Genomic DNA, 13,636 nt, shown 5'->3' with positions numbered 1-13,636 from the left:
CGCAATAGTCAGTACTACATTGAAGGAGGGTATGTTATGAATTATTATGTATCTGCAGACGGACCGTTATGGGGTGACGGTTCCCAACAGGCGCCTTTTCGCAGGATCAGCCAGGCCGCAGAAGCTGCCCGGCCCGGTGATACGGTCATTGTGGCTCCGGGAATATACCGGGAGTGTGTGAACCCTAAAAATGGCGGAACCTCTGACCGGAACCGAATCGTATACCGTTCCCAGGCGCCGGGGGCGGCGGTCATCAGCGGGGCAGAGGAGATAAGGGAATGGGAACATGTCAGGGACGATATATGGATGACAAGGATACCTGGCGGTTTTTTCGGCGGTTACAATCCATATACTACCCAGGTTGGGGGAGACTGGTACCGGGGGCTTGGGAGGATAAACCATACAGGGCAGGTATACTTTAATGGACAGGCCCTTTATGAGGAGGACTGCCTTGATAAGCTTTGGAATGATGAACCATTAGAATGGGCGTGGGACAGGGAATATTCCAGGAAGCACAAGTGGTATACGGAGCAGGATGGGGACGTCACTGTCATATATGCCAGGTTCCCGGACGGGGCGCCCCATGGAAATCTTGTGGAGATTAATGTGCGTCCCAGGGTATTCTTCCCGGAGCAAACGGGGATGGATTATATCACGGTGTCCGGGTTCACACTCAGGCAGGCGGCAACCCAATGGGCGCCGCCCACTGCATTCCAGGAGGGGCTGATTGGCCCGCATTGGAGTCTGGGGTGGATTATTGAGGACTGTGTCATTTCAGATTCCCGGTGCTCGGGCATCAGCCTGGGCAAGTGCAGGCACCCATCAGATAACCGTTGGACAAAGGAACGTGTTAAATCAGGAACCCAGCTGGAACGCGACCTGGTACATTATGCGCAGCATACAGGATGGAGCAGGGAGACGGTGGGTTCCCATATTGTCCGGCGCAACCGGATATTTAACTGCGGCCAGACCGGTATCGTGGGCCACTTGGGGGGAATCTTCTCCCTGATTGAGGGCAACGAGATCCATCATATTAATACATATGGGGAGTTCAGCGGTTCTGAACTGGGCGGGATTAAGCTGCACGGTGCGATTGACACAGTGATACGCCGCAACCATATCCATCATTGCCACAGGGGGATATGGCTGGACTGGCAGACCCAGGGAACACGGGTCTCCTGCAATCTGTTCCACGATAATCATGGGGAGGAGGATACCCGCACCAGCGAGGATCTGTACATAGAAGTAAGCCATGGGCCGGCCCTTGTCGATAATAACCTGTTCCTTTCCCGGTTTGCGCTCAGGGAACGCTCCCAGGGCCTGGCCTTTGTCCACAATATAATTGCGGGTCCCATTGATATCGGAAGCTCTGAGGGAAGGTTCACACCATATCATTTCCCCCATGAGACAGATATAATGGGGTGTATGACTATCAATAACGGTGATGACCGGTTCTACAACAATATATTCATCCAGCCGGACCTGCCTCAGGAGAAAAGACAGGTCAGGAATCCTGAGGTGGCCAGGCTGGTTGGGATGAACCCGCAGGTGAATATTGAAGCTGGTCTGCATATCTATGATGATTATCCGCTTCATGATGAGTATTATCATCAGTTTACGGATGAAGGGACACCGGACACTTCCTGGGGGCGCCGTTATGATTATAACAGTCATCTGCCCGTATATATCAGCGGTAATGCATACTTTAACGGAGCCAGGCCTTACGTCAAGGAACAGCTGAATCATGTTGATACGGAGAACCGGGTCTATTTTAACTTGATTGAGAAGGAAGGTTCGTATTATTTCAGCACCAATCTCTATGATTATCTGCCACGGATGGAGACGGAATTTATTTCCACATCCATGTTAGGAATGTCCTTTGAAACAGAACAGCCATATGAGAACCCGGATGGCTCGCCAGTGAGGATAGATGAGGATTTCTTAGGCAGAAAGCGGGGGCAGCATCCAACGCCGGGACCGTTTGAATGTACCGCAACGGATTCAGGACTAAGTGAAATGAGGCTGGTATTGTAATGGAACATTTAGCTTTCAGCCTTAATTCAGTCATACCTGTATTCATGGTAATGGGCATCGGTTTCTATTTGGGGCGGCACAGTATATTAACAGGGGATTTTGTGGGACAGGCCACGTCATTGGTCTTTTATACCGCGCTTCCGGCTAAATTATTCCTGGATGTATCCCGCAGCAACTTTTCCGATTGCCTGGACGTGGGATTTACTGCCTATTTATTACTCTGTACCTGTGCGGCTTTTGCAGGGGCCTGGATTTTATGTGTTTTTTTAGTCAGGGACAAGACGGCTGTCAGCGCTGTTGTCCACAGTGCGTTCAGAGGGAATTTTGTGTATCTGGGACTTCCTATCTGTCAGAGCATACTGGGCAGGGAATCCATTCCCTCCACCATTATGGTGGTTACCTTTGTACTCCCCTTTTACAATGTACTGGCCACCATTGTCCTGTCTTACTATGACCCCTCAGGCAGGAAGGTCAGCTGGAAGAGGATGCTTAAGGATATTTTAACGAATCCCATGATTGTGGCCATTCTCGCAGCCCTGCCATTTTCACTGCTGGGAATCAGGCTTCCGTCTGTGGCTGAGAAGTCGCTATCCTACCTGGGGCAGATGTCAACGCCCATGGCCCTTATATTAATCGGAGCAGGTATCAGGCCCTCGTCCTTTGCAGGCAGAGGGACATGGATTGGGTTTGGAGCGATTTATAAAGTGGTGGTCACACCCCTTGTATTTGCAGTCCCAATGCAATGGATGGGATTCAGCACGGAGCAGATTGTAACGGCATTTGTGATGTTTGCAGTCCCATCGGCCATGAATGTATATATTGTAACCAAGAAGATGGGCGGGGACGGAGAACTGGGGGCGGCGATTATTACGGTTTCCATGCTGCTTTCAGCGGTTACACTTCCGGTGGGGATATGGGTGATGAAATCCTTGGGGGTCATATAGGGGATGGGTTATCCTGCAGTTGATAAACTGGTACAACCGCTGGCTTTTAACAGCAGGTTGACTGGATTCATGATATAAGAAGATAAGGGGAGGGGACATCAGGAAAGGGATGGCGATGAACAGGAACCAGCCGGTTAATGGTAAACATTAACTGACTGGTTCCTTTATATCACAATAAACCAGGATATCAAATCTTAAATACAACTAGAACCTGCTTTCCTAAGTTTTAGTACCGAGAAGGAATAAGCCGGGGCAAGATAGGTGAAAGAACCAGCTCCATTGCTGAAGGTACGGGAAACAGGGCAAATCTTATCCGGTTCATCCAGGGAATTCGTGTCTTTTGGATGTCCGGTCAGCAGCTCCGCCTCGTATACGGCATCAATGGGACAATCCAGACATATGTTTACGGCTTCCTCCGTCTTACCAATGTTGACGATTTTTACATAGATAAAGGTATCGTCCTCTGATGCAAGTTCAGCCACCATGGGATAAGGTACCATCTGGGCTGTCTGTACTAACTGGCCGTTGAGATAGCAGTCAAAGCCCCCGTGTCTTGTAATTACCTGGAAACGGTTGTATTCCCCATAACGTATGGGAAGCTGGCATTCTGTCCCAAAATAGCTGTAATTAAAACGGTTGACGGATGCGAACCGCCCAATTCCCTGTTTGATGGACCAGACATACCGGTCAGTATAAACAGGATTCCAGGATGTATAGAAGGGGTTGGTCTCATCCCTGGAGAAGAGCATGGGCGTACTGTGAACCCATACGGCAATGTCAATATCCTGTTCCGGGGACTGAAGCAGTACCTCAAGTTCATATGTGCTGCTGTGTTCCTCTTTATCGCCAAAGGTCACAAATGCAGTATGCATGGGGATGTGTCCCATATTAGGGTATCCTTCCAGTTCATCAATATAATCTGAGGTGAGTTCCAGGGCGCCGTCTTCATGACTGTGGACACCTCCGATGATTCCGTGGGAAAACCCGGCCGCTTTCCCATTTACCTGAACATTTTTCACAAGTATGCCAGACTGGTAGGCAATAAGGCCGTTCAGCCCTTCCGGCTCCGGATATCCGGACCTGAAGTCAGCTTCAGTCCTTAACAATGATTTACCATGATTCCTGGCCAGCATGGACAGGGCGTGATAAAAGGGGATGCCAAAGCATGTATGGTTGTTAAATGCAATCAGGTTGGGATACCATGCAGTATAATCCACGTTCTGGAATAAGGGCGCGTAGGCTGTCAGCCGTACAATGTCCTGGTTTTTTTCCGCCTCCATGAGATACATGGTCTCAGCCAGGGCTGATTTGAGATTGCCGATATCCAGTCCGCTGGTTACTGCATACTCCCCGATGAATATCCGGGGTCCTTTCCTGTCATAATTACGGTACTTATTAGAAGCGGTCACGAAAGTGTCGGCGGTGCTGTAGAGGTGTTCATCTACAATCTGGGTGGGAAGCCCCCGGTTTTCCGTATGGGTGTTGGATATCAGCTTTATCTGGGGATATCTCTTATGTATTGCATGATAGAATTTTTCATACCGGGAAAAATATACGTCCTTATCATTTTCATTCCCTATTTCCAGATAGGTCAGTTTAAACGGCTCCGGGTGGCCTGCCTGTGCCCGCAGGCGGCCCCATCTGCTGTCAGCAGGGGCAGTGGCGTAGTCGATGGCGTCAAAGGCTTCCTGAATCCACTGTTCCAGTTCATCCCCCTCAAACAGTTCCGGCTTTCTTCCCTGACAGGTGATGCCGCAGTTGATGACATACATGGGTTCCAGGCCCAGGTCCTCGCAGATCTGCAGATATTCATGGTAGCCCAGGCCGTTGGTTGTACGGTAATGCCACATCAGGTTATGGCTGGGCCGTTCCCAGACAGGCCCTATCATGTGTGGAAACCGGACAGCGGTTTCACGGGTAAATCCCTCCACGATACATCCGCCTGGGAAACGCAGGAATCTGGAACCGGTATTCTGAAGCATTTCCATTAAATCCTTTCTCATTCCGTGGCCTTTATATGTATCCCTGGGCATCAGGGAGGTAAAACCAAGGTTCAGGCTTCCGCCCGAACTGGACTTTAGTGTGAACCGTGCATCCGGATCCGTGTGGTCCGGGCACAGGGTCAAATCGAAACGTTGGTAGTCTGTCCCGGCGATATTCAGGGATTTGCTGGCATAGACATGGTGGTCCTTGGACTCCAGGCTGACTGTCAGGGATACGCTGCCCCGGGCAAACATATAGAACTCATAATACTGGCCCTGAATCAGGGAAAGTCCACGAAAGCCGATATTGGTCACATAACCGCCCGGTTCAAATTCTATGTTTAGGGAAGCCAGTCTGTTTTTGTTTAACGTATCATTGAAATCCAGGTCCATCCTGGCATTCCTGGCATACCAGGCCGGTATGGGCGTTTCATCCACCCCATCCATCCAGCGTTTTAGCCCCTCTCCGTTGTTAAACTGGTCACGCCACCCTTGGGGTGTCACGAATCCATAGGTGCCGTCCAGAGGCTTACAGCGTTCCGGAAGGATGGAATCCTCGAAGGCCCGGTTCCGGAGCATTTCCGGGTAAAGGCCTCCGTCTCCAGCGCGGTTTATATCCTCGAAAAAAAGACCATAGAAATCCGGTGCTGTCTCAAATAGTGCCTGTTCTGTGATTATCCTGATTGAACTCATTACCATTCCTCCCATTATTGTGTTTTTTTACTGTCTGGAAATCAACATCCGGTTACGTATATGAATATAAGCAAAATTAATGCCAGGATATTGCAGTCCTGGTATCAGACGCATTTATACAGAAGGGTTCTTCCATAATCCTGCAATGAGGTGTTACATGGCCTGCTCAGAGTGTTCATGCGCTGCAACGGTCTGAACGCTTTACAGCCATTTTTTATCTCCCCATAGGCGGTTGGGACGATAATTGCGTGTCAGGCCAGGCGCTTTGAAAGAGATTGAACATTGGCATGATATTTGCGAGAATATAGTAGTAAAAAACGATTGCTATATTGCCTGCCAGGCCAGCCGGCATCACATAGGGAGGTCAGATATGAAACAATTTTTCAACGCGGACAACATTATTTTCAGAGGTATAAGTAAGTGGATGGATTACATATATGTAAGCCTTCTGTGGTTTGTATTTTCCATACCGCTCATAACCATGGGAGCTGCTTCCTCGGCCTTGTATCATACATCCGGGCAGTGTCTCAGATATGACAGGGGGTATATATTCAGGTCTTTCTGGAATAGCTTCAGAAACAGCTTCAGGCAGTCTGCGGTGCTGACAGTCATACTGGCGGTATTATTTGGCGCAATCCATCTGGACATGAACCTTATCAGTGGACAGGACGGGATGATAATCCTCCAGGTCCTGTTTGTGGCGGCCAGGCTTCTTATAATCATGGTTGGCGTGTATGTATTCCCGTATATTTCCAGATATAAGTCAGGACTGCCACAGGTGGTTAAAAACTGCGTCTGTCTGAGCGTGTTGAACTTTCCGTGGACCATCCTTCTTACCATTTTATTGACGGCTGCCTTATGCCTGGTGTCCATACTGCCTGGGGCGGTCCTGATCATACCGTCCTGTGCGGGCGTTTTCTTTCATCTGGTACTGGAACGTATTTTTGATGATTATATGGATAATGGAGGGACAGGAGAATGAGGAAAATCACGTATTTTGTTCCATATCCGGAACTGGCGCCTGTTGTCAGGCGTCTTATGGACCAGCCATGCTATAAAGGGGTATTCGCCAATGCATCCATCAAGTACTTTCCGCGTATGTATGATCTGGAGGTAGAGGATGGATGTGACCTGGTAATTGCCAGGGGTTATTCCATACACGTAATCAGGGAACGGTTTAATGGAGCCATTGTGGAAATACCCATAACCGGCAGTGACATCGTCAATGCCATTGCCCAGTGCGGGGAACATACGGATTGTCAGAAAATAGGGCTGATTGGGGATTATTCAAACATGAAGGATATCCAGTCCATGAGCTCTCTTTTTAACATAAATTTTGTGGTTTATGTGATTGACAATCCGGACCAGATTGAAGACATGGTAAAACGTGCCATAGAAGAGGGCTGTGATGCCCTCATAAGCGGCAGCCATGCAAATAAATGTGTGATAAAGAATGGATTCAAGGTTTATTCCGGTATTATAGAAAACAGTGAAGAGGCCATCGGAAGGGCGCTGAACTCAGCTGCCAGTCTTTTAAAAAACATGGAGTATGAAGCCAACCAGATGGAGTTTTTAAGACTGTTGGCTGAAAATGTGACAGACGGCCTTATATTTGTGGATGACAGGGAACGCATCGGGATAGCCAATGCCAATGTGGGGAGGATATTCCCCAACAGAAGACCGGTTGCCGGAAAGGGGTTCCAGGAATCCTTCCCGTTTATGGCCAAAAACTATCTGAAGGCATGCAGGGAGAAACAGCATCTGGACAATGAGATATACAGAACCCGGGACATGAATATCGCGGTTGACTTCACGCCAGTGATGATTGGCGGTGAATATAAGGGCATGATAATCACCATCCACGATATCGGACGGCTGCAGCAGAGGGAGGCCCAGATCCGCTCTAAGCTGAATGAAATGGGACTTTATGCAAAATATCAGTTTTCTGATATCATCCATCAAAGTCCCGTGATGGAGCATGTGATTGAGCGGGCGGAAAAGTTTGCTGCTGTTACCTCCAATGTGCTTATATATGGGGAGACAGGAACCGGTAAAGAGCTGGTAGCGCAAAGTATACATAATGCAAGCAAGCGGAAGAGCGGGCCTTTTGTGGCCATTAACTGCGCGTCATTCCCGGAAAACCTTTTGGAAAGCGAACTGTTCGGATATGAAGAGGGGGCGTTTACCGGTGCGGTTAAGGGAGGGAAGCCCGGCCTGTTTGAACAGGCGCACGGCGGCACCCTGTTTTTGGACGAGGTATCGGAACTGCCTGTCAGCTTCCAGGGTAAGCTCCTGCGTGTGCTGCAGGAGCGGGAAGTGCGTCGTGTGGGAGGTAAGAAGGTGGTTAAGATTGATGTCAGGATCATTGCCGCAACCAATAAGAACCTGAAGCAGATGACCCTTGATGGACTCTTCAGGGAAGACCTTCTGTACCGGCTGGATGTCCTGAACCTGCCCCTTCCCCCGCTCCGGAAGAGAAGGGAGGATATCCGGCTTCTGGCAGAACACTATCTTATGGAATATAAGGAGCAGTTTGAGACATGTGCGGACCATTTTACAGAGGATGCCATGACACTGCTTAGCAGTTATCCTTTCATGGGGAACATACGTGAGCTGCGCAATATTGTGGAACGTATCAGCGTCACTGCCCAGGATACGGCAGTACAGGTTTTGGATGTGGAGGAATCCCTGGGACTGGGGGAATACGACCGGCAGATACAGACAGCCGGACAGGTACGGCGGATCCAGGATCAGGCGGCAGCACCGGCATATATAAGGAACATTCAGAAGGAGGAAATTGAAAGACTCTTAAAGGAATGCGGCTATAATAAGAGCGAGGTTGCAAGGCGCCTGGGATTGAACCGCACAACCCTATGGAGGAAAATGGGGAAGATGGGACTGTTATGATTCTGTGTTCACCCAAGGAAAGCAACGTTCACGGCAACAGTGCAGGCAACACTTGAAAAGGGTGGGAGAACAGATGAAACGGTTCTCTCATTTTTTTGTCTCCTTAAAATTGTTGATTAATCCTGGGCTTTTGGGACATTTGTCATGAAAACAGGCAGGGACCGTGGTATTGGCATATTATTTGCTTTTTAATATGTCGTAACAGACAATCAAAAGGAGGTATTTCTTATGAAAAAATTATTGGCATCGACACTGGCAATGACAATGGCCTTATCGCTGGCAGCATGCGGCGGTGGTTCCTCTGAGAACTCTGGGGGAGGAAATGCAGGAGGGACACAGGCGGCGCAGACAGAGGCTGCGGGAGGCCAGTCAGGCTCCGGGGAGGGAAACGTAATAACAATCTGGACCTCCAATGAGCTGCATAACCAGATGTTTGAATTTGGGGAAAAGGTTTATAACGAAAAACATGCAGACAGCCCTGTGGAGCTGAAGATAGAGGTTTATCCCAATGCGGAGATGGCCAACAAACTGCTGATAGCCCTGCAGTCCGGCGTGGGCGCCCCTGATATAGCGGATATCAATATCAACTATTTTTCTAATTTCCTGAAAGGGGATGTCCAGCTGGTACCACTGAACGACATTGTTGAGAAAGAACTTGCATCCTGTGTCCAGTCCAGGTTTGACCTTTATAAAAAGGACAGCAGTTATTATGGAATCCCCACACACGTGGGGGCGTCCGTGGTCTATTACAACATGGAAATCATTGAAAAAGCAGGATTCACCATTGAAGATGTAGACGCCATAGAAACCTGGGACCAGTACCGGGAAATGGGACTTCAGGTATTTGAAAAGACCGGTATCCCCATGACGGTATATGAAGTATCCAACCAGCGTCCGTTCTGGCCCATGATCGTACAGCAGGGAGGGGATTACCTGAATGCAGACGGAACCGTTGCGATGGACAGCGATTCCAATATCAAGGTCCTTGAGTGGATGAAGGATTTCTGGGATACAGGGGCAGTGGTAGCAGCTCCGGGCGGCTCCACGTCCGTGGAGGAATTCTGGACCTGGATGAATCAGGGCGGATGCGCATCCCTCACCATGCCCTCCTGGTTCATGTCACGGTTTACAAACTATATGCCTGACCTGGAAGGCAAGATTGCAATCCGTCCCATGCCGGTGTTTGAGGAAGGACAGCCAAGGACCGTGGGTATAGGAGGTACCGGTACGGCAATTACTACCCAGTGTAAGAACGTTGAACTGGCAAAAGAAGTATTGTATGAGTCAAAGCTTACATATGAGGCGAATGTAAATATCTGGGAGTGCCTGCAGTTCGACCCGGTGAGGACCGATGTATGGACGGATGACAGGCTGACAGCCCCCATGGCGTATTTCTACAACGAATCATTCTTTAAAATCATGGGCGGATATGTGGATGGATGTCCGTCACCAGTCAATGCGGACCTTTCTGTTGCGGCCCAGGACCTGGTTAACAACTCGGTCATGTATAACGTATTTGTGGATGGGTCACAGACCCCGGCAGAGGCGCTAAAGGCAGCGGCGGAGGAACTCAGGGCACAGCAGTAGGGACATTGGGGATGCCTTAAGGAACGAGGGAACGCAGCACAGAACAATATATCCCTGGGACGTAGTCTATATACGTCCCAGGCATCCCGCACAACCCAGGGGAAATGCCTTCGTTGGCATGAGGAGGTAAGGCATTGATGAATCAGAACAAGGAGATAAGGGGTTTTCGTAAAATTTTATACAGTAAAAAGGCAGCGCCGTATCTGTTCTGCCTTCCATTCATTATTTCATTTTTAATTTTTTTCCTCTATCCGACCGTGAATACGATACTCATGAGTTTCCAGAAGATAGAGGGCTTCAACAATGTGAGATGGATTGGGCTCGGAAACTATAAACGTCTGTTTAATATCCATTTTTATAACGCATTAAAATCTAGCACCATATACATGATATGCATGGTCAGCATCATGCTGATCCTTCCAATTACAATCGCCACCTTTTTAAATTCGAAAATACTGAAGTTTAAGAACTTCTTCCGGTCAGCCATATTTGTCCCGACCCTCACGTCAGTCATTGTGGCAGGCATTGCATTCAGGCTGATGTTCGGGGAAACAGAAGCCGGTCTGTTCAACTCCATTATACTGAAGCTTGGGGGAGAAATCATTGCATGGAAAACCGGATATGTGACCGGAATGATCATGATGGTCACACTGGCGGCATGGCGGGAGCTGGGAATCAACATGGTATACTGCCTGTCCGCACTGCAGAGCATTCCGGAAGAGCTTTATGAAGCTGCTGATATCGACGGCGCCAATGCATTCCAGAAATTTTTATTTGTAACCATCCCTCAGGTCAGGCCCATCATCATCTATATCCTGACACTGACCATACTCAACGGCTACCGGATGTTCACGGAAGGGTATGTTTACTGGAATGAGACAAATCCCGGGGACATCGGCCTTACCATTGTCCGTTACATTTACCAGCAGGCATTTCAAAGGAATGATTTTGGCATGGGCTCTGCCATAGGCGTGGTGCTTCTGGTAATCGTGCTTACGGTCAATATGTTCCAGCTGAATTTCTTTGGCCTGTTTAAAAAGGAGGATGCATGATGAAAGCACGGAGAAGAATGGCGTCCGTATTGGTTTTTGTCCTATTCCTGCTGGTGTCCCTGATCATGCTGTTCCCGGTGTACTACCTTATCATAGGGTCGCTGCAGGACGGACAGGAGATATTCCGGGCAGGCATGAAGTTCTTCCTTAATCCGGGAGACATGAAATGGTCGAATTATCCTAACCTATTTACATACAACAACGGCATCTATACCAGGTGGTTCAGCAACAGCGTTTTTTATGCGGTGGCCTTTACCGTCTGCGCCCTGGCGTTTTCGTCCCTTGTGGGGTATGGACTCGGGGCATATGATTTTAAGGGTAAGAATGCAATCTTTGTATTGGTACTGGCTGTCATGATGATTCCTCTGGAAATCCTCATGCTCCCCCTTTACAAGCTGATTGTAAAGATAAAGCTGATTAACACGGTTGGAGGTATTATTTTTCCTTTCATGGTTGCGCCTGTGGCCATCTTCTTTTTCCGTCAGTTTGTATCAGGAATATCCCGGGAATTCATGGAGTCGGCCAGGATTGACGGATGTACGGAGTTTGGGATTTTCTACCGGATTATGGTACCGCTGATGAAACCGGCTTTTGGGGCAATGACCATACTCCTGGCCATGCAGAACTGGAACAGCTTCGTATGGCCCCTGATCGTTCTGAGGGACAGTGATAAATTTACATTGACCATAGGCATTGCATCCTTGATTAACCCGTACAGTGCGAATTATGATGTCATGATAGCAGGCTCTGTTGTTGCGATACTGCCCATCTTGATTCTTTTCTTATTGAACCAGAGATTCTTCATCGCAGGACTTACAAGCGGCGGTGTTAAAGGATGATAAAAGTAAATTACAAAACCTATTTAGGAGGACGGCAGTATGGCAAACCAGATTATTGTCAATGCAAAGGCTGAGAAGTAGACAATCAGCAGAATGATTTACGGACATTTCGCAGAACATTTGGGAAGATGCATATATGATGGTTTTTATGTTGGAAAAGATTCCAAAATCCCCAATATAAACGGTATGCGCACCGATATCATCGAAGCGCTTAAAAGGATTAAGATACCCTGCCTGCGCTGGCCGGGGGGATGCTTTGCGGACGAATACCACTGGCGCGACGGCATCGGGCCGCAGGAGTCAAGGCCTTCCATGGTCAACACCCATTGGGGCGGCGTGGTGGAGAACAACCACTTCGGCACCCATGAATTCTTTGAACTGTGTGAAATGCTGGAAACGGAACCTTATATATGCGGCAATGTGGGAAGCGGGACCATTCAGGAAATGTCGGAATGGATTGAATATATGACCTTTGATGGCCAGTCACCCATGGCCGATCTGAGGAAACAGAATGGCAGGGAAAAACCATGGAGATTAAAATACTTTGGAATCGGCAATGAAAACTGGGGATGCGGCGGCCGTATGCGGGCCGAATATTATGCAGACGAGGTAACCCGTTACAATCTGTATGCCCGGGATTACGGGGACAATAAGCTCTACCGCATCGGCGCAGGTCCCAGGGGAGCGAATTATAAATGGACAGAGGTAATGATGAAGGATGCATCCATGTTCCTGGATGCAATTGCCCTTCACTACTACACAAGGGTGGGCGACCAGGTAATCATTGAACACCTTCCTGACGGAAATGAACGCTACCTCAGGGATAATTCAAAATCCCGCAAGTCAGCCACTGATTTTGATGAGGGCCAGTGGTTCGGCATCATGAAGGCAGCCCTTTTTACGGATGAACTTGTATCCAGGCATATTGCCATTATGGATCAGTATGACCCTGATAAGAAGGTGGCGCTGATTGTAGATGAATGGGGAACCTGGTTTGACAATGAGCCTGGGACCAATCCGGGGTTCCTGTACCAGCAGAATACACTGAGGGACGCGGTTTCAGCGGGAACAAGCCTGAATATATTCAATAACCATGCGGACCGCATCCACATGACCAACATTGCCCAGACCGTCAATGTGCTTCAGGCCATGGTCCTCACGGAAGGGGAAAAAATGATACTTACCCCTACCTATCATATATATGACATGTACAAGGTACATCAGGATGCAAAGCTGCTTGATTTTGCAATACTTTCAGATGACTACGAATGTGACTATGAATGCGGGACGGAAAAACTCAAGCAGATTAACGCCTCCATATCCAAAGACGCAAAGGGCAATATCAATGCCACCCTGGTCAATGTAAATCCAAACCAGATGGCGGAGGTTACATTCCACATAGGAGACTTTGGCATGATTTCCCAGGTGTGCGGAACCGTCCTTACATCAGACGCCATGAACACCATGAACACATTTGAACACCCAAACCAGATCCATCCCAGGGAATTCACGGATTTTGTGATTGAAGGGAATACAATCTACATCAAAATGCCCTCCAAGTCCGTTATCCTGCTTACAATAAAACGATAGGAGGGATA

9 protein-coding genes are annotated in these 13,636 nt (G+C 48.6%); 8 read left to right on the top strand and 1 reads right to left on the bottom strand.

Annotated features, from left to right (window positions below; all coding sequences use genetic code 11):
* Positions 1 to 36: 36 nt before the first annotated feature.
* Positions 37 to 2,034: a right-handed parallel beta-helix repeat-containing protein gene (locus LK536_RS51010; RefSeq protein ID WP_227795617.1), complete on the top strand. Its 1,998-nt coding sequence runs from the start codon at positions 37 to 39 to the stop codon at positions 2,032 to 2,034.
* Positions 2,034 to 2,978, top strand: a complete 945-nt coding sequence (locus LK536_RS51005; protein ID WP_227795618.1) for an AEC family transporter — start codon at positions 2,034 to 2,036, stop codon at positions 2,976 to 2,978. Before LK536_RS51010 ends, LK536_RS51005 begins: the two co-directional genes overlap by 1 nt.
* A 194-nt stretch (positions 2,979 to 3,172) precedes the next feature.
* On the opposite strand, the gene LK536_RS51000 is transcribed toward LK536_RS51005, so the two are convergent.
* Positions 3,173 to 5,653: an alpha-L-arabinofuranosidase family protein gene (locus LK536_RS51000; protein ID WP_227795619.1), complete on the bottom strand. Its 2,481-nt coding sequence runs from the start codon at positions 5,651 to 5,653 to the stop codon at positions 3,173 to 3,175.
* 370 nt (positions 5,654 to 6,023) lie between these two features.
* Between LK536_RS51000 and LK536_RS50995 the strand changes: the two genes are divergently transcribed.
* The 6 genes from LK536_RS50995 to LK536_RS50970 all read left to right on the top strand — a co-directional run bounded on the left by LK536_RS50995 (position 6,024) and on the right by LK536_RS50970 (position 13,628).
* Positions 6,024 to 6,635: a YesL family protein gene (locus LK536_RS50995; RefSeq protein ID WP_227795620.1), complete on the top strand. Its 612-nt coding sequence runs from the start codon at positions 6,024 to 6,026 to the stop codon at positions 6,633 to 6,635.
* A complete protein-coding gene (locus LK536_RS50990) occupies positions 6,632 to 8,560 on the top strand; it encodes a sigma 54-interacting transcriptional regulator (protein ID WP_227795621.1) in 1,929 nt (642 codons plus the stop codon). Before LK536_RS50995 ends, LK536_RS50990 begins: the two co-directional genes overlap by 4 nt.
* Before the next feature lie 228 nt (positions 8,561 to 8,788).
* Positions 8,789 to 10,147 carry an ABC transporter substrate-binding protein gene (locus LK536_RS50985; protein WP_227795622.1) on the top strand — a complete coding sequence of 453 codons (1,359 nt, stop codon included), beginning with the start codon at positions 8,789 to 8,791 and terminating at the stop codon, positions 10,145 to 10,147.
* Between the two features lie 137 nt (positions 10,148 to 10,284).
* Positions 10,285 to 11,199 (top strand): carbohydrate ABC transporter permease, encoded by a 915-nt coding sequence (locus LK536_RS50980; protein WP_040380456.1) that lies wholly within the window; start codon positions 10,285 to 10,287, stop codon positions 11,197 to 11,199.
* Complete coding sequence (locus tag LK536_RS50975; protein ID WP_207302018.1) at positions 11,196 to 12,038, top strand: carbohydrate ABC transporter permease; 843 nt, start codon at positions 11,196 to 11,198, stop codon at positions 12,036 to 12,038. Before LK536_RS50980 ends, LK536_RS50975 begins: the two co-directional genes overlap by 4 nt.
* 93 nt (positions 12,039 to 12,131) lie before the next feature.
* Positions 12,132 to 13,628, top strand: coding sequence for an alpha-N-arabinofuranosidase (locus tag LK536_RS50970; protein WP_227795623.1), 1,497 nt, complete (start codon positions 12,132 to 12,134; stop codon positions 13,626 to 13,628).
* Positions 13,629 to 13,636: the final 8 nt, after the last annotated feature.

This window comes from Clostridium pacaense, from assembly GCF_020709765.2.
GTDB lineage: Bacteria > Bacillota > Clostridia > Lachnospirales > Lachnospiraceae > Enterocloster > Enterocloster hominis.
This window is presented reverse-complemented; position numbering and strand designations above follow the sequence as displayed.

Bases quoted from the DNA above. Each gene is read 5' to 3' on its own strand.
- LK536_RS50975 (WP_207302018.1), top strand. From the start codon at position 11,196: ATGATGAAAGCACGGAGAAGAATGGCGTCCGTATTGGTTTTTGTCCTA.
- LK536_RS51000 (WP_227795619.1), bottom strand. From the start codon at position 5,653: ATGAGTTCAATCAGGATAATCACAGAACAGGCACTATTTGAGACAGCA.
- LK536_RS50980 (WP_040380456.1), top strand. From the start codon at position 10,285: ATGAATCAGAACAAGGAGATAAGGGGTTTTCGTAAAATTTTATACAGT.
- LK536_RS51010 (WP_227795617.1), top strand. From the start codon at position 37: ATGAATTATTATGTATCTGCAGACGGACCGTTATGGGGTGACGGTTCC.
- LK536_RS50985 (WP_227795622.1), top strand. From the start codon at position 8,789: ATGAAAAAATTATTGGCATCGACACTGGCAATGACAATGGCCTTATCG.
- LK536_RS50995 (WP_227795620.1), top strand. From the start codon at position 6,024: ATGAAACAATTTTTCAACGCGGACAACATTATTTTCAGAGGTATAAGT.
- LK536_RS51005 (WP_227795618.1), top strand. From the start codon at position 2,034: ATGGAACATTTAGCTTTCAGCCTTAATTCAGTCATACCTGTATTCATG.
- LK536_RS50970 (WP_227795623.1), top strand. From the start codon at position 12,132: ATGATTTACGGACATTTCGCAGAACATTTGGGAAGATGCATATATGAT.
- LK536_RS50990 (WP_227795621.1), top strand. From the start codon at position 6,632: ATGAGGAAAATCACGTATTTTGTTCCATATCCGGAACTGGCGCCTGTT.